Raw genomic sequence first — 18262 nt, forward strand, 5'->3', positions numbered from 1 at the left:
GAGTACCAGTCAAACTCTTCGTAGGAAAAATAACTGCGGACTTTAACGTCCAAATCAACGTACACCAAAATAGCATTGGCAGTAGTAGCTGCATTGCCCGCTCACCGACACCCTGGGTGAACGATTTTCGCAAAATTGCCCCAGAAGAAAGGTATCCGCTTATCGCCATAAATAGAGGCATATGAAACATGTAGATCGACTTGAAATACGGCGACAGCCAGAAAGCGTCGGTGCCCTGGTAGATTAAATATTGTAACAAGTGCCCAATTATCACCAAAGTAATGAGTATGCCTTTGGCGAAATCAAAGCTTAGGTCTCGGTTGTTTGTCCCTGCTGGGCACGAGCCGCGTCCCTTCGCTCCGGCTCTTATGTGATCAAGCATCAGACTCCAGCCTATCTGTTGCAGTTGCTACTTGCCGTTTCTGGGCACGGCGAGCGCGGTGCAAAGGATCGAAAATCACGCGGATCGCGGCGTGGTATGGAGGGCCGATTGGCTGCAACCGAGCGGACAAAATCCCAGTGCCTGATCGCAAACCTCGAGCGCATTGGCGGTCGCATGTGTGGCGATGCGAACGCCCGGCACTATGGTCGTCTGGCCGTCTCTGCAGAACCTCTCAAGATGGTTTCGCAACGGGTGCCGAACCATGCCAAAAGCGAATGGAATGCCACGCTGCTGCAGCACCGGCCGCATGATGCGGATAGAATGACTCATTCCGAGTCTCTCAAGATCCGGATGCATCCTGTACGATCCGAGCTCGCCTACCAAGAAATCAACCTCGCCAACCGTGAAGAAATGGCGCAGCAGGTCCTAGTGAGCTGCTACGCCGTGCACATCAGAGCCGATTGCGCGAACCTTCGGCCCTGCACCGGCCCAGCTACAACCGCCTGAAAGCCCCTGTCGCCCATAGGCCTTTTGGAAGAAGGCGGAGAGTTCGACATGATCGGCTACTTACAAGTCATTTCCCGGCACACGCTGCAGAAGCAGTGGCGTGATCGGGCGCATGTCAAGTGCGGTCATCTATGCAGCGCCCTGGAAGTTTGGTAAAATCGATTGTTTAGATCGCGAGCATCCACGCTATGGATAAGTGAAAGATGCGCTTCAAGGGCCTTGATCTGAACCTTCTCGTCGTGCTCGACGCACTGCTGACCGAGCGGACCCTCACGGCGGCGGCAAGCAGCATCAACCTTAGTCAGCCGGCCATGAGCGCGGCCGTCGCCCGGCTGCGCGACTATTTCAACGATGAACTGTTTACGACGAGCGGCCGCGAACGTGTTCTAACCCCGCGTGCGGAAACACTCGCCCCCGCGGTTCGCAGCGCACTGCTGAACATCCAGTGCTCGATTATCTCTTGGGATCCGTTTAATCCGGCTCAATCCGATCGCCGTTTCAGGATCATTCTTTCCGATTTCGCCACACTCGTGTTTTTTGAAAAGGTCGTGGAGCGGGTTGCACGCGAAGCACCCGCCGTCAGCTTCGAATTGTTGCCTATCGACGACGACCCCGATGAGCTTCTCCGGCGCGGTGACGTCGATTTTCTGATTCTTCCGGAATTTTTCATGTCAAGCGCCCATCCAAGAGCGGCGCTGTTCGACGAGACATTCGTGTGCGTGGGCTGCCCCACGAACAAGGAGTTGCCACGGCAGCTTACATTCGAGAGATACGTATCGATGAAGCACATTGCGTTCAGGGTCGGCGGTGCCCAGATGCCCTCCATCGAGGAACAGTTTTTGCTTGAGCATGGTCTCAAGAGACGTGTCGAGATCGTCGTGCAGGCCTTTAGCATGATTCCGCCGATGGTCTCAGGCACAGCTCGTATAGCGACCATGCCCTTCCGGCTGGTTCAGCATTTCAAAAAAACCTTTCCCCTGCGGATCATCGAACTTCCGCGGCCACTACCCACGTTCACCGAGGCCGTCCAATGGCCCACCCTTCACAACAGTGATCCGGCAAGCATCTGGATGCGGCAGATAATGTTGCAGGAGGCATCCCGCATGTGAAGTCGCGGGCACTCCTGGTCTTAGTCTCGATTTACTCAGCGCCTCATACGGGTGCGAACCGGCGTGTAAAATTGGGTCTGACGCAAATTCGATGATTTTGCATGACGCGTGCCACGTGTTTCCCCACGCTGGCAGCCGGCAACACCAAAAACGTGAAGTGGAAGAAGTACTTTTACCGCAAGCTGTGCGAGGCTGAAGGTTTTCGCCATGCGCCGCACCGAATTGCGGGGATCCTGAGCGTGAGATAACTCATCTCGTCGTCCTGCCGAATTCCGGTAAGCCGCCTTACCAAGGGCAGGCGGCGCTTGAGATTCCGCCGCTGGAAAGCCGCCGCGCGGGTCTGTCGACGTTCAATCGCGGCTGGATCACAGTTGGTGAATACAACTACGATATCGCCGAACGATCCTACTATTTCGGGCCGAATCAGAAGCCGCGGGGCATATTCGGCCCCGAGCTTCATGTAAGAGATCAGGCGCGCGATCCGCCCGATGCTCGCCGCAAGACAAAGCTGCATAGACCGCACGCTCTGACGGTTAGCAGCGGCCGTGTGGCCACGTAGCGTGTTCTCGCCTGTTGGAGGATCTTTCAAAATTCAGGTGGTTATACCTACACTGCAGCGACATTGTCGCCGTGCCAGAGCGGTCGACGGCGAGGCGGTCCGGTTCGGCACTCTCTTAGTTTCTCTCGTCGGCACCATCATTCGAAACGCCCCCGCCGGTCGAAATCGACCGGACAACAGCGTCCGATCACCCGGAGACGAGGCCTGCAACCGCCAAAAATCGTGCGTAGGATCGCACAGCGCGGCTGATGATTGCATCTTTCCCGCGCTGCACTGATGGCCTCTCTGTCAGGTGGTCTGAGGTTCGCGCTTCGGGCCGAGCAAGAACACTGTCAGGGCGGCGAGGAACGAGGCAACGGCGCTGTACGCAAGGGCACTGGCGACGCCGGCATTGTCCATCAGCAGTCCGCCGAAAATCGCGCCCGCTGCGATGGCCACCTGGAACGTTGCGGCCATCAGCCCACCGGCGCTTTCGGCCTGTTCGGGAGCGGCGTGCAGCACCATCCATGTCTGCAGTCCCACCGGCACCGCGCCGAAGGCAAAGCCCCATACGGTAACCGCAATCGCCGTGGCCCAAGCCGATGCTCCCAGCGTCAGCAGCGAGACAGTGGCCATCGCTATGAGCAGGGGCGGCAGCGCCGCGGCTGCCTTGAGGCTGTGCTCGGCCAGGAATGCGCCGGCCAAATTGCCGAAGAAGCCGCCGATGCCAAAGGCGAGCAACACGAGCGAGATCGTCTCGATATCAAGCGCGGGAAACTTCTCAAGGAAGGCGCGGATATAGGTGAAGCTGGCGAAATGCCCGGAAGCGACCAACAGGACGACCAAGATCGCGACTTTGATCATCGGATTCTTGGCCACATCCAGCAGACTGCGGAAGCTCGTCACTCCAATCGGAGGCAGCCTCGGAATGGTTATGAGTTGCACTACCAGCGTAACGGCGCCGACGACTGCAGCGATCATGAAGGCGGTTCGCCATCCCCAGATGTCGCCGACATAGGCGCCGATTGGAGCCGCGCAAACGGTAGCGCCGGTAACGCCGGTGAGGATGATCGACATGGCGCGCCGCAGGAGGTGACTTGGAACGAGCCGCATCGCCAGCGCTGCCGAAATCGACCAGAACCCTCCGAGCGCTATGCCGAGCACGACGCGGGCGGCCAGGAGAACCGGCAGCGACCCCGCGACGGCCGATAGAACGTTCGACAGGATCAGCAGCAGCGTCATCGCCCATATGACAATCCTGCGGTCCAGGGGCCTTGTGATGACGGCCATCGTCGGCGCCGAGATCGCCCCCACGATGGCGGTCGTTGTCAGCGCCTGTCCAACTGCACCCTCGGTGATAGAGAGATCATGTGCGAGCGGCGTCAGCACGGAGGCAGGCAGAAACTCTGCCGTCACAAGCCCGAAGGTGCCTAAGGCAAGCGAAATGACTGCACCCCATGCGGGACCAGACCGTTGATCTGGCTGTTCTGGGTCATGCAGAACTCCGTCCATGAAGCCCGTAGCGGATTCGGTCATCAACAGGGTCTCCAGTTTGGATGTGCTGTAAACTCGGGTGGCTGCGTTGACCCGCATTAACGCCAGAAGCGCCATTCCCTGCGGCATTGCACGGACGAGGGGATGTTCATCGCTTCGCGATTTTTTGTGACGGTGCGGCGTGCAAATCGATCGCCCTTTCCTTGGGCCGGACGACGATGTCGTCGTCGGAAAGCACGTCATCTTGCGATTCGTCGGCGATTGTCGCCATGATCCGATGGCGGACAGCTTCGGGGGGACCGCGCGTCGCCACCTTGGGAGGACGCGCTCGCGACGGTGAAAAAATACTTCAGTTCGAACACTTCGCGGGGGGTCTGCATGTATGTGTTCGACGTCACCCGGCTTACCGTCGCCTGATGCACGTTGATCGCGTCGGCGACAGTCCTGAGACCGAGAGGCCGCACTTGGTCGACGCCGTGTTCCAAAAAGGCATCCTCCTGCCGGAGGCGGGTAAGCGACAATTGGGCGAGCGCCACGGCTCCGTCAGTCTCGAACCAGCCATCGCAAATCAGATACCGGAGCAGGGACGTCTGGAGGGGACGTTCGGCGCAAACGTGCACGGTCTCCTTGGGCGCTGGTATGGAACTTCGCGTTTTTGCCAGGGTTCTGTTCATCGCTTTCGACGTGCTTTGATGGGCTCTAACGGATAACAGCAAGCGCTATGCCATTTCATTTGGGGGCACCGAATCGGACTATCTTTTGCCGAAGCCCTGTCGGCTTGAGCAGGGCGCCGTGCCTTGACCGAGACGGCGCGCGCCGCACAATCGCTTGGTCACCCGGACCGCAAAGGTGCTATACTGTCGGAGTAGTCAGAACTTCCGCACCGGCTAGGGAAGACGAAAACCGTTCCGGACGGGCCGAGCCGATGCATTGCCGCACGCCGGCATCGACCGCGTAAGGCTTTGTCTCTAGCGTGTAATTGCGTGCGCAGGCTGCGATCTGCGAAGACGCGGCCGTCGCGCCTACGATCGCGCTGTTGCTGCTCCCCCTGTCGAGGAAGGCCTTTGACACCTTCGAGCTCTTCAGCACGGCGCGCCGGTCTCCACGCCGTGAGGATCGAGTCCGGCTGGGCGTCACGGCGTTTGCATGATTGAGATTCCTTGATTTGCCCCCTCGTGCGCGCCTATCCGAAAACATTGTTGTGTCCCGAAGGCTGACAAGAATGTCGCAAGCGCGACCAAAAGATCGCCACGGCCCACAGGGGCAATTGCGACCAGTGGCCTTCTTCGGAAATCGGGGGAGCAATACCCTTTCCTCGTCGACTTCGGACGCGGCTCAGCCGTGCCCGCCGCGCCGCTAGGAACGACCTAACCTTGGCGGATGGCGGCTGGCCGATCACCCGGGTATGTCCGCGTCGATAAAAGAAAAGCGTCTGGTCTCAGCCAGGCGGACCTCGCGAAGGCCATCGGTATCAATGTGGTCGAATTCCTCGATCACGCCGAGACGATCGGTTTCGCTCCAATGGAACCTGCTGGCGCGGATTCGACCAAGTTCCCAACCGAAAACACACGAAACGCGGCGGCTTCCGACCGCCGATCAATGGGCCAAGGCCCGGTCGCTGTTACCCTCGAATGAGTCCGCCATGCCGAGGCGGCTCGTCGATAGCCGCGGGTTGGCGCCTCTCCGGGGCGCGTTGGCTGCACGTTCCGCCCCTTGGACCCCCTTCCGGCAACAACATCCGGCCGCCAAAGCTCGCCCTTGTCAGTGCTCGATTACCACGCCGAGATGCCTGCTGGGGCTCCCGGTGCACGGGCACATTTATCGATTCGGCACGGTGTTGAGCGCGCGGAACCCGCCGCACGCGTTCCGATCGCTTGTTGTGCTCACCCGATCACGCGACCTGTCCCCACACGTCTTGAGGACCATTCCCCTGCGGCTGGCTCATTGACCTATGGGCGGTTCCAGCCCGCCCGAAACCCTCGCCACCAGCTTTTTTCCCCGCCGCATGACGCGGCTTCCTCGCGCGCGCTTCGCTTCAAAAAAGCTGCCCGCTCGGGTCCTTCGCTGCCGCTGCGGCCCTGCGGGGTTCGGGCGGTCCGGACGCGCCCATCACGGTCCGCCATCGCAGGGGAATGGTCCCCGGCGACAGCAAAAGGAGACAGGAAAATGACCGCGATCGGTTACGTCAACAAGCAGGAAAACGGCAGCTACAAAGGCCAGCTCAGGACACTCAGCGTCCGCGCCGACATCGACATCGTGCCCAATCGGAGCAAGTCCGCCGACAACCATCCCGACTTCCGGGTGCTGACGCAGGGCGTGGAGGTCGGCGCCGGCTGGATCCGAACCGGGGAGACTTCCGGCAACGACTATGTGAGCTTGTCCATCGCCGCACCGGAGTTCGGTCCGCGCAAGCTCTACGCCAATCTCGGCCGCGCCGCCGGCCAAGACGATCAAGACACCTACGCCGTCATCTGGAACCCGGCCGACTGACCGGCCGGCTCAAGCCCTCGCGCCGCAACTCGGCGCGGGGGTTTCCCGCCGACGCTCGCCCGAAGGGGCGGCGAAAACTCCCACCCGACTCTTCGCCCGTCCCCACGACGACCTCGTTCGCCGATCCTCGCGGTCGCTTGTCCGAAGCGAAACGAGGACCATCATGGACGACGAAAACGACCGCGCGGCCCGCGCCAAGAAGGGCAGTCCGTTTCTGAACACCGCGCAGGCTGCCTTCTATATCGGCCTGTCCCAGCGCACCCTGGAAAAGATGCGGCTGACCGGCGGCGGCCCGAAATACCGCAAGCACGGCCGCTATGTCCGCTACCACATCGACGAACTCGACGACTGGTCGAAAGGCCGCCCGCCAGAACCTGGCTCCGACGATGACAAGGGCGGTTCCGGCTCAGCCGACGAGGGAGACCGCTCATGAGCCGGCGGCCTTCCATCCATCTGATCGGCAGCCGTTTGCGGCGCGTTCGGGCGCGCAAGGCAATCGCCATCGCCGCGATTGGCCTGAGCCTGACAGGCTTCACGGCGCTCCCAAAGCCGTCTCCCTTGCTGGTCTGGAACGCCTCGGCTAGCGCGCCGGTCGGTCTCTATCGCGTTGGGTCTGGCACGCCTGCGCGCGGCGATCTTGTGCTCGCCCGCCCGCCTGGCTTCGTTGCCTATCTCGCCGACCAACGCGGCTATCTGCCTCGCAATATACCGCTGGTGAAGCGTCTCGCCGCGCTGCCGGACGAGCATGTCTGCGCCTTTAGTAATGCCATCATCATCGGCGGCGAGATCGTCGCCCGTCGGCTCAAAATCGACACGCAAGGCCGTCCGCTGCCCTGGTGGAACGGCTGCCGAGCGCTCGCCCATGACGAGGTTTTCCTGCTCGGCAACGAGAAAAATCACTCCTTCGACAGTCGATATTTCGGGCCGGTGCCGGCCGAAAACATCATCGGGAGGCTGGTGCCGCTATGGACCGAATGACCCTCCTGATGCTCGGCATGATCGCCGTCGCGCCATGCGCCTGTTCCGCCTCGACCGGCGCTGAGCCAGCCGTCATCTCCCAAAGTCCGCAGCTGCAACGATGGCAGCACTTCGTATCGGAAGCAAGCGCACGCTTCCACATTCCCCAGGCCTGGATTTGCGCCGTCATCGATGCCGAAAGCCGCGGCAAGACCGTCCTCGATGGCCGTCCCATCACCTCCCGCGCCGGCGCCATGGGCCTCATGCAGGTGATGCCCGGCACCTATCAGGAGATGCGCGTCGAGCACGGTCTGGGAGCCGACCCGCACGATCCGCGCGACAACATCTTGGCCGGAACCGCCTATCTCAGCGCCATGTATAAGCGTTTCGGATTCCCCGGCCTGTTTGCCGCCTACAACGCTGGACCCGAGCGCTATCAAGGCCATTTGAAGCTTCGAAGGCCGCTGCCGAAAGAGACCGTTGCCTATCTGAAACAGCTTGAGGCGACGGGGATTTCGGCGGCCGACATGAACGAATTCAAAGGCCAATCCACAACTTCAAAGGGGCGGAACGCTCCCTCCGGACGCTCTTTGTTCTTCCTTCGCGACGGTGTTCGCGCCGGTGAAACGAATGGCGGCCTTTTCGTGCCGCTCGGCAGGGATCGCGCGCGGCCAAGGAAGCACAATGGCTAGCGTTGTTGAGGGCATCCGGGAGGGGCCGGGGACGCTTAAGGCGAGGGGCGCGTAAGGCAAGATAAAGGCACCGCCTCCATGAGGCGGCGAGGCCTTTGTCTGCACATCGTTTTTGCCGGAGGCTGCCGGCGGCGCCAGGAGGGTGGGCCAGCGAGACTCAGGTTTCGCTTGAATTTGCCCGGAGGCTGATATGCAGGACGATGAGTTCAGGCCGAAGCTCGGCAAGATCGGCTCGCGCGGCTCGAATGCAGGCAAGCGCTATGCCGGCCAGGTCAAGGCAGCGATCAACCGAGCCGGCGGCCGCCTCCAGCACGGCGGTCGCTTCACGGGGAGCCGGACAGGCCGCGGCGGGGCGGCGGCCGCGCTGCTCAAGTCACGCGACCGGTATGCCGCCTTCCGGCAGCGGCGGGTGATGGTCAAGGCGCGGATTGTGAAGCTGGCCGGCAAGGGTGCGGACGGGGCGCGTGCGCATCTGCGCTACATCCAGCGCGATGGCGTCACCAGGGAAGGCGAACCCGGCAAACTCTATGGCCCCGGCAGTGATCGCATCGACAGTAAGGCCTTCGTCGATCGCGCGGATAGCGACCGGCATCAATTCCGCTTTATCGTCGCACCGGAAGACGGCATTGAGTATGACGACCTCAAGCCGCTGACGCGGCGGCTCATGGCGCAGATGGAGGAGGATCTCGGCACCAGGCTCGACTGGGTTGCCGTCGACCATTTCAACACCGGCCATCCGCACACCCATATCATTGTCCGCGGCAAGGATGATCGCGGCGAAAACCTCGTCATCGCGCGGGAGTATATTTCGAGCGGCATCCGCGAACGGGCGGCCGAACTGGTGAGCCTCGACCTCGGTCCCCGCACCGACCGCGAGATTGAACAGCGCTTGCGCCAGGAAATGGAGCAGGAACGCTTCACCAGCATCGACCGGCAGCTGCTGCGCATGCGCGATGAGGACCGACTTGTTTCTACGGACGGCCGCGACGCCTTTCGCCAGACGCTGCATCAAGGCCGTCTGCGCAAGCTCGAGCGGATGGGCTTAGCCGAGGAGGTCGACCCGGTCCGCTGGCGCCTGGATGATGAGCTGGAAGCCACGCTGCGCCGCACCGGCGAACGCGGCGACATCATCAAGACCATGCACCGCGAACTGACTGGCAAGGGGCTCGCTCGCAGTGCCGCCGATTACCTTGTCCACGATCGACGTGAAGAGCCCTCCCCACCGGTCGTCGGCCGCCTCGTCGCGCGCGGGCTCGCCGACGAAATCAACGATCGGCATTACCTCATCGTCGACGGCGTTGACGGCAAAAGCCATTGGATAGACATCGGCAAAGGCGAGTTGACAGAACCGACGCCCGACGGCTGCATCGTGCGTGTCACGTCGAGGGATACCAAGCCCAGGCAAGTCGACCGTACAATCGCCGACATCGCTACCGCACACGGCGGCCGTTACAGCGTCGATATGCACCTCAAGCATGATGCGTTCGCCACCGAAAGCTTTGCCGAGACGCATATCCGCCGGCTGGAGGCGATCCGGCGCTCCACCGGCGGCGTGGAGCGCGAGCCGAATGGCACCTGGATCATCGCGCCGGATCATCTCGATCGTGTCGCGGAATACGAGCGCCTGCGGGCCAGGGTCGAGCCTGTGATAGTCGAGAAGCTCTCATCAATGCCGCTGGAACGCCAAGTCAGCTTCGAAGGCGCCACCTGGCTCGACCGGAACCTGGTTGCCGAGAGACCGGAGCCGTTGCGCAACTCAGGCTTCGGGCATGAGGTGCGGGAGGCGCATGCCCGTCGGCGGCAGTGGCTGATCGCGCAAGGCCTCGCGCACGAAGAACAGGACCGGGTCGTCTATCGTGCCAACATGATTTCGATCCTGCGCCAGCGCGAGCTGAACCGTGTCGCCGGCCAGCTGTCGGATCAGCTCGGTCTCTCGTATGCCGAAGCGCAGCCTGGAGAACGAATAGAAGGCACGCTGCGCCGATCGGTCGAGCTTGCCAGCGGCAAATATGCCGTGATCGATAAGTCGCGCGAGTTCACGCTCGTGCCATGGAGGCCGGTGCTTGATCGGTACATCGGAAAGGAGGTGTCCGGGATCATGCGCGGGGAGGGGGTTTCATGGACCATCGGGCGGCAGAGGAGCGGGCCGAGTGTTTCGTGACATGGCTGCACGGAATCTTCGTCCGCGCAGCAGAAAGCGCGCTCCGTCGAGAGCTGCATGGTTAGCCGGCTTACTTAGAGGTATGGATATCGTGACGATTTAAACGGCTGATAATGCAAGATTATCATTCGTTTCGTCGGCATGACAGGTGCAGCGCTTTTTGTCCATTTTTGTTGCTAAAAGCGCCGCCGTGATTCATCGTGCTTTCGATGATTCTGCGCCCCAAATCTCTCTCGCGCCACCCCGGCACGCTTCTTGGCGCGGTAGCCGTTACTCCACCGGTCCCCGTCCCGACTTGGCTGCGCCGGTCCGTCCCTGATGCGCAAGGCCTTGCGGGAAAAGATGTTGACGACGTCGCGTTCGCCGCCGGCGCCGCCATCGCCGCGCTCGATGCTGTGGTCCGCCGGCAGGAGCGGTGGGCCGGCGCCTGGCGGCAGCGGCTGGCGCTTTCGGCCGCCGCGGCAACGGCAAAGCAGGCCGGCCGCGTCGAGGACGAAGCTGCCTTGCGCGATGCCGTATTGCTCACAAGACCGGGCGACAATGTCGGTCCCGCCGGCCTTTTCCTTCTTGCTTGGCGGCGGCTGGCATCTCGCCCAGCGGACGATCTGCTGACGGAGAAAAATGTCGCGGCGGTGCTGGAAGATCTAGGTCTCACGCTCAACGATGAGGCGGTCAGCGATCTGACGGACGATCTGCGACAGCTTGCCGCCAACACCGGCAAGGTCGAAACGCTGGTCGGGGCCTTCGCGGCCGCGGAGCGTTACGGCTTCCGGCGCGTTCTCGGAGCCTGGCTTGCCGATGTCTTGCTCGCGCAGCGGCTAGGCTGGACACATGCAATCCCTTTGTTGGGCGCCGAAGCGACCTTCGTTGTGGGTACGGGCCGGGCGCGTCGACCAGTGACTGCCGCTCTGGCTGCCGGCGCCGAAACGGAAGCCGATTGGGCCAAAAGCCTGCTGGCCGCGCAGGCGCGCGCTGCGCTGCGCGCCATTGATCTTTTCGCCGAACTCGAGCGCCGCGCGGACCGGCTGCTTGCGGTTGCGCCGAAACTCCGGGCCAAGGCGGCGGATAGTGTTGTCGAAAAGCTGCTCTCTGACGACGCGATCGTTGCCTCGGAAAACATCGCTGGCATGAGCGACCGCGGATTGCGCCGCCTGTTCGACCGGCTGGTCGAGCTCGGCGCCGTCCGCGAGCTGTCCGGCCGCGCCACCTTCCGCATCTACGGGCTGTGAAGACAATGGCGGAGAGTGCACGTAGGCGAGGAGGGAGCCGGCCAGATGACCGTCGATCAGCTGACCAGCTGTTTGACCGGGAACTGGATCATCTGCCGCCGGAAGCGCGTTGGCGTGAATGGATGCACCGGGTCGAAGCAACGATCTTCGCCGCTAGCGAGCCGGTCGACCGCGAAATGCTCGCCCGCATCGTCGGGAAAAGCTGCAGCATTGATCTTCTCATCGACGACATCCGCGAGGAGCTGCGCGGCCGCCCTTACGATCTGGTTTCGGTCGCCGGCGGCTGGAAACATTTGACCCGGCCTGCCTATGCAGACGCCATCCGCGCTGCTGTAGGTGGAAATGGGAAGACGGCCGACCTTACGCAGTCGGAGGTTTTGGTGCTGATGTGCATCGGCTACTTCCAGCCGATCACCCGCGCCGAACTGTCGTCTTTCTTCGGCAAGGAGATCAGTCGCGATTTTATTGGTCATCTGCGCGGTGCCGGCCTGATCGCTTCCGGTCCGCGTAGCCCGACGGCGGGCGCGCCCTACACCTATGTGACGACAAAAGAATTCCTGCTGGAGTTCGGGCTCGACACGCTGCGCGACCTGCCGGATTTCGAGGCGCTCGAGGATGCCGGATTGCTGAGCAAGGAGAAGCTGCTGGCGGGCGACATCATGCCAGAGTTTTCAATCCAGCAAAGCGGCGATGTCGAGACAGAAGACTAGCTGCGCAGCCGGCCTGAGGCTGCTGGACGGCCGCATCGCCGTACAACGGCAACATAGGCAACATAAAGGAGGAGTTTCGCATCAATCGAAGATGTGAGACTGCTGCGCTGCGGGGTATGATCAAAGGATGGATTCGCAGCGCATCGAAGATCTAAAGAGGTTTTATTCTGCAATCGACCGGCTCAGCACTTGCCCGGGCGGTGCAAGAACCCTTGCGAGCGGCAGCGGCAGGCTCGACTGGCCACAGCGCGGCGTGTATTTCTTCATGGAGGACGGCGAGGTCCGTTCGGATACCGGAGCGGGTCCGCGCGTCGTCAGGGTCGGCACGCATGCGCTCAGACCGAACTCAGGCACGAAGCTGTGGACGCGCCTTTCGCAGCATCGGGGCCAGGCGCAGAGCGGTGGCGGCAATCACCGCGGATCAATCTTCCGCCTGATCGTCGGGACGGCACTCATCGCCCGCAACGGGCATGCCTGCGCGACCTGGGATGTTGAGAAGTCGGCGAACCCTAAAATCCGGGCGGCCGAGCTTGCGCTCGAACGCGAGGTGAGTCGGTTCATCGGCGCGATGCCGCTCGTGTCGATGGGCGTCAATGACGAGCCGGGACCCGGTAGCCTCCGCGGCTATATCGAGCGCAACGCTATCGCGCTCCTCAGCAACTACGGGAGGCAGGCGGCTGACATGCCATCGGCAGGCTGGCTCGGGCATCATTGCGATAGGGAAAGGGTGAGGAAATCGGGCCTATGGAATTCCAATCACGTCGATGAGATGTATGACCGCAATTTCCTGAGCTGCCTCGAAGACCAGGTGCTGGTGATGGGACAGACTGCATGATCGTCGTGATCCAATGTGCGGCGCGCAAGAGGTCGGATGCTGGATACCTTAGGACCAGCGACGGACGGCGCGTCGTGTTCGTGGCCGACCCCGCGGCGGCGCCTGCTCTGGGCGGCGTGCTGTTTGCGCGGCCTGACGATGTAGCGAAGAGCGGGCGCACATGGCGGGAGGAGCTTGTCGCCTATAATCGGAACCCGAAGGGGAACCCGCTATGTCTGCTGCCGGCGTTCGAACTCTACCAGAACGAAGCCTACCGGAGGCTCGCGGCGAAGGTCGGCGTCTCGAACCTGTTCATCCTGTCGGCGGGATGGGGCCTTATCGCGGCGGCGTTTCTTACGCCCTGCTACGACATCACTTTCACGGCGCATGCGAATGCGTACAAGCGCAGGCGCAAAAGCGAACGCTGTCAGGATTTTTCGATGCTGCCGCAAGGCAAGACGGAGCCGGTCCTATTCTTCGGCGGCAAAGACTACCTTCCGCTGTTCGACCGTCTCACGGGCGGCAACCAGGGACCGCGCATTGTCTTCTACAATTCGGCGAGCGAGCCGCAGATCGGGAACGGGCGAGCCGTGCGGTTCATGACGAGCACCCGGACCAACTGGCACTATGAATGCGTTGACGCGTATCTTTTAGGCGCGCTCGACCGCGAGACTGGAGTTCCGGCATGACTGAGAAGCTCAGTTCGGGCAAACCTGGCAAGTTTACCCCGAAGCGCCGCGCCACCTTCACGCGCCTTGTGCACGAGGGTGGAGAAGTGGGCGAGGCTGTTGTCGCCAAAAACGTCAAGCAAGCGGAAGCGCTCGTTTTCGCAGGGCGGGGTCCCAAGGGCATCGCGGCGCTCAAGAATCCTCTCGCGAGTTACAGAGAGCGCATCAGCGAGAAGGCGGGGTTCAACATCGACGCGAAGGCATTTCCTTTCGAACTCGGCTATGTGTTCGTAACGCTGAAGGCGCAAGGCAAAGGCCTGTCCCACCAGTTGGTGGACGAAGCGATCCGTCTTGCAGCAGGCCGAGGCTTGTTCGCGACAGCACGTACCGACAATGCACGGATGCTGAGCACGCTTGAGAAGGCCGGGTTTGATAGGAAGGGCAAGCCGTATGGCGGGAGAAGCCCCAAGCGCCGGATACAAATTCTCGTCAGACCCGGTGAGAAAAGTGATGAGGCAACTGAACCATAGGCCAGCCGCCATCTCGGACCAGTGCAAACGTTTGCTTCGTGCTGGACCCTGGCTAGCAGGCGCAACGAATTTACGTGGCGACATGTAGATGTCTGGAAATTGCTGACCCGATCCCAGCTAATCCGCTGCCGACATCAATCGGATCGTACACCTGTGATCTCAGAAACGATTGCCTTGACCCGCTGCCACTCGTGCGGGGCCAGTCGCTCCCGAAATGCCTTGTACAGCAGCCCCATTGTATCCTCGATTGCCTGCCCGATCTCCTCGTCGCACGAGTGGGCAGGCACCTTGGCGTAAATTATCTCGAGCCGCCGCTGTAACTCACCGCGCCTCACAGCTAGCGCCTCGAGCGCGTTAATCTCTTCCGGTTCGGCGATCGTGATCGCGGATGCGATCCGTTTCCGAAGCAATGCTGTTTCCTCCATAAGGGGTTCGACAATTGCAGCAGTGGGAGCGTCCTCCACTTCGAGCAGAGCGACCGCTTCACCCAGCGCCGTTAGCGCCTTGGTGATGTTCTCGACGGAAAGCTGATTGGCTTTCGACGTCCGGTAGGCTTGCTTGCCTAGCGGCGTTGCAATCTTCTCATCGAGTTCGTTGCGCATACTCTCCCATGCCTGGTTCTCCTCAAACCCGTCTCGACGGGCGTTCGGAATCGCAGCCCTTGGGTCAACAAAGATCTCGCCGACATACCAGTCGGCGAATCTTGAGTAGGAGGAGCGCGGTGTGTCGACGAGATGTGACTCGGCAAAGATTTCCCGCATGACTTTGGTATCGTCGATTTGAATGTTGCGAATGCGCACACGGATGCCTTTCCAGGGATCCTTGACGGCACCCGATGCACGTTTCCTGCTCGTCCAACCCCACCACCGGCCTGTGGGAGAGACAGGGTAATCGACCCCGGTCATTGGAGCACGTGTGTGCTTCACGGCAAGCGTGTCGACGTAGGGCTTGAAAAGCTCGACTGGCAGTCCCTCGCCGTCCTTCACGAAAAGGCGAATGCTCTCGAGGTTGAAGCCCGCATCCCTTGCTCTCTGCTGGATCTGCTCCGCGAACTGAAATGCGGGGTCGTATGGAAGCGGCGCAACCTGACTAAGGTAGGTTCGCATGGCATCTACGTCCAGGCACTCGTCTGGCGGGTTATAGAGTCCCTCCAGCCGGACCTTAAAATAGTGCTTATTTGTGTCCTCCGCGTCGTGGCGTGTAGCGGTGACGCATTCTGCGAGCGTCTCGGCAGCGTCCTTCTCGTAGGTCCCATCCGGAGACAACTTTGCACGGAGCATCGCGGCGTCGAAGACGACCTTCGTATACTGCTTTTGACCCGGCGCCTTTGTTGTAAAGATCAGCTTGTCACAGAAGACGATGCCGGCGAGTCGGCCAATGCCGCGGAAACCCGCATTGTTGCGGTAGTCTTTGTTAGAGGCGCCGATCGCCGCAAGCACACTTGCAGCGTTCTCCGTCCGGAGGCCGCCGCCATTGTCAAGGATAGTAAGCCCCTTGCGGTCGGCGTCCATCTCCACATCCACACGGGCCTCGTCTGGTTGGATAAGCCCGTCTTCAATGGCTTGGCGAAGCGAATCGAAGCCGTTTTGAACATACTCGCGGATAGCGTTTCGACTCTCTCCATACATTCCGAAGGTCAGAGATTCGATCACGAAGGCCCCAAAGCGCGGCTCGAAGGGGACAATAGTTTCGGTCATTCTAGGTCCTCTCCGTCGGTCAGGTCATCGTTGTCAACGAGATCATCGTCCTCATCCGGCACTTCGTCGGTCTCGCCACCAGGATGTTTCGCGGTTGGCGGGCGGGCTGCGCGTGGAGCTTCGGCCGCTGAAACAGTTTCGACCGGCGCAACACCACCACCCGGATCAACGTCGATCGTGACTTCCGCCACGGGCTGGGCGTCTGCATTGGCCATGGGGGCGTTCTCGGGCAAGGGCTCGTCCTCAACTCGTTTGGGTTGTCTTAAGGGTTCGAACCGATCGACGCCGGTGCTAGAGAGGATGGTCCGCTCCTCGTCTCCTTCTGCATCAACAACTCGTAGTATGGAGAGCGGGATCCCGTGATGACGCCCAATCACTGAGACAAGCTCAGAAACAGTGGCCTTTTTTGCGCCGCCTAACATTTTGGAGAGCGCGAGTTCAGGCTGGATGGGAGGATCGGTAAGTACACCTTGCGGTCCCACGTAGATCTGGCCGACAGCTACGGGAGTTGTTGTGACAGACTCTGAGGCGTCGATGCGGACGTCGATCCAATCCGTGGAGGCGGATGGACGGTAGAGCGCCGGTGATCGCACGCGCTTGAGTTCGCGCGACACAGCGCCGATGGTTCGATCGACACCCTTGTCTACACGCCATTCCAGCAGTTCCTGAAGGAGCTGGCCGACGGGCGTGGCGCGTGCGACCCCTTCCTCGAAGTAGGCGGCCACGAGCATGCCTCCGACGATTGCCGATGCATGAAGTGAATTCACCTTATCGATTCCGTCGAGCAGGCGCCGAGCGAGGGTCGCTGCGGCCGAAGGCCCGAGGTGGGCGTTGTCGTAAAGTCGCTTCGCGAGCACAGTGAGGTCAGCCGGGTCCATTGCCGAGATGCTTTCGGCGGTGAAGCTGTCAATTGTGGCTTCGACTTCCGGCGCTTGGCCCTGGAGATCAGCGATGGTCTTAAGCACCGCCGCCCTATCCTCATCCGCTCGCGCGGCCTTGATTATACGGTTGGCCTCTAAAAGTCCGAGGGTGTCGACGGCATCGCGTTTCGCTGCCCTTTCGGCGATGCCTGGTGGAGGGCGGGTTGCTGCCTCTAGACGCGCAAGATCCATTCCAAACGTGACGGCTGCAAGCCGGCCGAAGCGGTTCTTGTCAGCCAGCCACATCACTCCGCCCATATACAGTTCGTCAAGTAGTATGAGGGCGGCGTTGGCAGTGGTACGCATCTCTAGGGTGAGCATGGGATGCGGGACGGGAACCGGATTCCACCTCCCCCTTAGTCGGCGAAGGTCCTCGGAAGGCTCTCGTTCTAGCCCCGAGGAGAACCAATCCTCCTTCCGGTCACGCGTCAGCACGACGACGGTGGCTGCCGCCCTTGTGCTGGCGTCGGCAATGACGTCCTCCCAGAAAATCAGGTCCCCGAAACGGTTGGTGACCTTATGCCCATCCTCGAAGCCTGGCGGCACCTCGTGGCCGTAGCGTGCACCACCGCGTTGCTTAAGGCTCGCGAATGCATCGAAGGCACGCGTCGCCGCCAATGCATGAGTGTTCATCCATTTGATAACCTCGAAAGCGGCTGCCTCGTAGTTCCAGCCTTGCGCGATCCTCATCGCGCTTTCGACATTTGCGGCCGCGGCTTCAAGGTCGCCGACAAAGGACATCTCTGGCTTGTCTGGCACCAGGGGTCCGTCGGCATATACGCGCATAAGGGATTTTAGGTCCTTCAGAGCTTTCTCGACGGCCGAGCACTTCTCGGCAATCTCGTTGACCTGTGTCTTGCGCTGGTGATGGCGGTAAAACTCGTGGACACTCCACGCCGGGACGTGGATGCGCCCGTTCAGCGTGGACGCCCAGTCAATGAACACCGCGCGCGATGAAGGGCCAACAGCCGCTAACCACATGAGCAGCGAGGTATCTACGTACACATGCGTCTTCGAATCGGCGAGCGCGACCTGCGCACGAGCGATGAAACCCTCAGCCGGTTCGACCTCGACCGGTATCAACATTGGTGCGCACGTTGGCGCGATTGGTAGATCGTCAGCATCCGCCCTCCCCGGCCGCCTTCTGGAAGCACCTCGTCATACGATCGACCAGCTGGCTTTCCAAGTAGAGGGCTGGCGAAAACTCAACGATTGGTTTCGGCTCGACCAGACGCGTCGAGATATTCTAACGCCGGTTGACCTATTTTCGTTAATCGAGGCCGACTTGACAGGTCTTTCCACCGCAGATCACCTTGTCAGCGCCCAGTGTCGTTAGGACACGAGAACGTGGAAGGCAAACAAGA

At 61.2% G+C, this 18262-nt stretch carries 15 protein-coding genes and 3 pseudogenes; 12 read left to right on the forward strand and 6 right to left on the reverse strand.

Features of this window, described 5'->3' with window-relative positions; translation table 11 throughout:
* Together C1D09_RS11720 and C1D09_RS11725 are read right to left on the reverse strand one after the other, a co-directional pair.
* Positions 1 to 382: acyltransferase family protein (locus tag C1D09_RS11720; protein WP_143974438.1), on the reverse strand; the 382-nt coding region annotated here is incomplete at its 3' end.
* 75 nt (positions 383 to 457) lie between these two features.
* A pseudogene (locus C1D09_RS11725) lies at positions 458 to 886 on the reverse strand (GNAT family protein); the annotation flags it as partial.
* A 206-nt stretch (positions 887 to 1092) separates the two neighbouring features.
* Here C1D09_RS11725 and C1D09_RS11730 point away from each other — a divergent pair.
* A complete protein-coding gene (locus tag C1D09_RS11730; protein WP_143974439.1) occupies positions 1093 to 1998 on the forward strand; it encodes a LysR family transcriptional regulator in 906 nt (301 codons plus the stop codon).
* Positions 1999 to 2108: 110 nt separating this feature from the next.
* A pseudogene (locus C1D09_RS11735) lies at positions 2109 to 2224 on the forward strand (nitrogen fixation protein NifQ); the annotation flags it as partial.
* Between the two features lie 621 nt (positions 2225 to 2845).
* On the opposite strand, the gene C1D09_RS11740 reads toward C1D09_RS11735, so the two are convergent.
* Positions 2846 to 4072 (reverse strand): MFS transporter, encoded by a 1227-nt coding sequence (locus tag C1D09_RS11740; protein ID WP_027056366.1) that lies wholly within the window; start codon positions 4070 to 4072, stop codon positions 2846 to 2848.
* Between the two features lie 56 nt (positions 4073 to 4128).
* Positions 4129 to 4704: pseudogene (locus C1D09_RS11745) on the reverse strand (RNA polymerase factor sigma-54).
* Positions 4705 to 6196: 1492 nt separating this feature from the next.
* Here C1D09_RS11745 and C1D09_RS11750 point away from each other — a divergent pair.
* The 10 genes from C1D09_RS11750 to C1D09_RS11795 all read left to right on the forward strand — a co-directional run bounded on the left by C1D09_RS11750 (position 6197) and on the right by C1D09_RS11795 (position 14281).
* Positions 6197 to 6520: a DUF736 domain-containing protein gene (locus C1D09_RS11750; protein WP_006328923.1), complete on the forward strand. Its 324-nt coding sequence runs from the start codon at positions 6197 to 6199 to the stop codon at positions 6518 to 6520.
* 163 nt (positions 6521 to 6683) lie between these two features.
* Positions 6684 to 6953: a helix-turn-helix transcriptional regulator gene (locus C1D09_RS11755; protein WP_069091175.1), complete on the forward strand. Its 270-nt coding sequence runs from the start codon at positions 6684 to 6686 to the stop codon at positions 6951 to 6953.
* Positions 6950 to 7498: a S26 family signal peptidase gene (locus C1D09_RS11760; protein WP_027056363.1), complete on the forward strand. Its 549-nt coding sequence runs from the start codon at positions 6950 to 6952 to the stop codon at positions 7496 to 7498. The genes C1D09_RS11755 and C1D09_RS11760 overlap by 4 nt, the downstream gene beginning before the upstream one ends.
* Positions 7486 to 8169 carry a lytic transglycosylase domain-containing protein gene (locus C1D09_RS11765; protein WP_109671992.1) on the forward strand — a complete coding sequence of 228 codons (684 nt, stop codon included), beginning with the start codon at positions 7486 to 7488 and terminating at the stop codon, positions 8167 to 8169. The genes C1D09_RS11760 and C1D09_RS11765 overlap by 13 nt, the downstream gene beginning before the upstream one ends.
* 190 nt (positions 8170 to 8359) lie before the next feature.
* Complete coding sequence (gene rlxS, locus C1D09_RS11770) at positions 8360 to 10330, forward strand: relaxase/mobilization nuclease RlxS (protein WP_027056361.1); 1971 nt, start codon at positions 8360 to 8362, stop codon at positions 10328 to 10330.
* Positions 10331 to 10539: 209 nt separating this feature from the next.
* Positions 10540 to 11559 (forward strand): DUF1403 family protein, encoded by a 1020-nt coding sequence (locus C1D09_RS11775; protein WP_143974441.1) that lies wholly within the window; start codon positions 10540 to 10542, stop codon positions 11557 to 11559.
* Positions 11560 to 11564: 5 nt separating this feature from the next.
* Complete coding sequence (scpB, locus tag C1D09_RS11780) at positions 11565 to 12269, forward strand: SMC-Scp complex subunit ScpB (RefSeq protein WP_143974442.1); 705 nt, start codon at positions 11565 to 11567, stop codon at positions 12267 to 12269.
* A gap of 127 nt (positions 12270 to 12396) precedes the next feature.
* Positions 12397 to 13104 carry a GIY-YIG domain-containing protein gene (locus C1D09_RS11785; RefSeq protein WP_143974444.1) on the forward strand — a complete coding sequence of 236 codons (708 nt, stop codon included), beginning with the start codon at positions 12397 to 12399 and terminating at the stop codon, positions 13102 to 13104.
* Entirely contained in the window at positions 13101 to 13772 is a 672-nt protein-coding gene (locus tag C1D09_RS11790; RefSeq protein WP_143974446.1) for a hypothetical protein, read from the forward strand. The genes C1D09_RS11785 and C1D09_RS11790 overlap by 4 nt, the downstream gene beginning before the upstream one ends.
* Complete coding sequence (locus C1D09_RS11795) at positions 13769 to 14281, forward strand: GNAT family N-acetyltransferase (protein ID WP_143974447.1); 513 nt, start codon at positions 13769 to 13771, stop codon at positions 14279 to 14281. Before C1D09_RS11790 ends, C1D09_RS11795 begins: the two co-directional genes overlap by 4 nt.
* Before the next feature lie 134 nt (positions 14282 to 14415).
* Here C1D09_RS11795 and C1D09_RS11800 read toward each other — a convergent pair whose 3' ends face one another.
* Both C1D09_RS11800 and C1D09_RS11805 read right to left on the reverse strand, forming a co-directional pair.
* The gene (locus C1D09_RS11800) at positions 14416 to 15978 is read right to left on the reverse strand and encodes an ATP-binding protein (RefSeq protein WP_143974449.1); all 1563 of its coding nucleotides are present in this window, start codon (positions 15976 to 15978) and stop codon (positions 14416 to 14418) included.
* Positions 15975 to 17984, reverse strand: coding sequence for a PIN-like domain-containing protein (locus tag C1D09_RS11805; protein WP_143974451.1), 2010 nt, complete (start codon positions 17982 to 17984; stop codon positions 15975 to 15977). Before C1D09_RS11805 ends, C1D09_RS11800 begins: the two co-directional genes overlap by 4 nt.
* Between the last annotated feature and the right edge of the window lie 278 nt (positions 17985 to 18262).

This window comes from Mesorhizobium intechi, assembly GCF_002879535.1.
GTDB lineage: Bacteria > Pseudomonadota > Alphaproteobacteria > Rhizobiales > Rhizobiaceae > Mesorhizobium > Mesorhizobium intechi.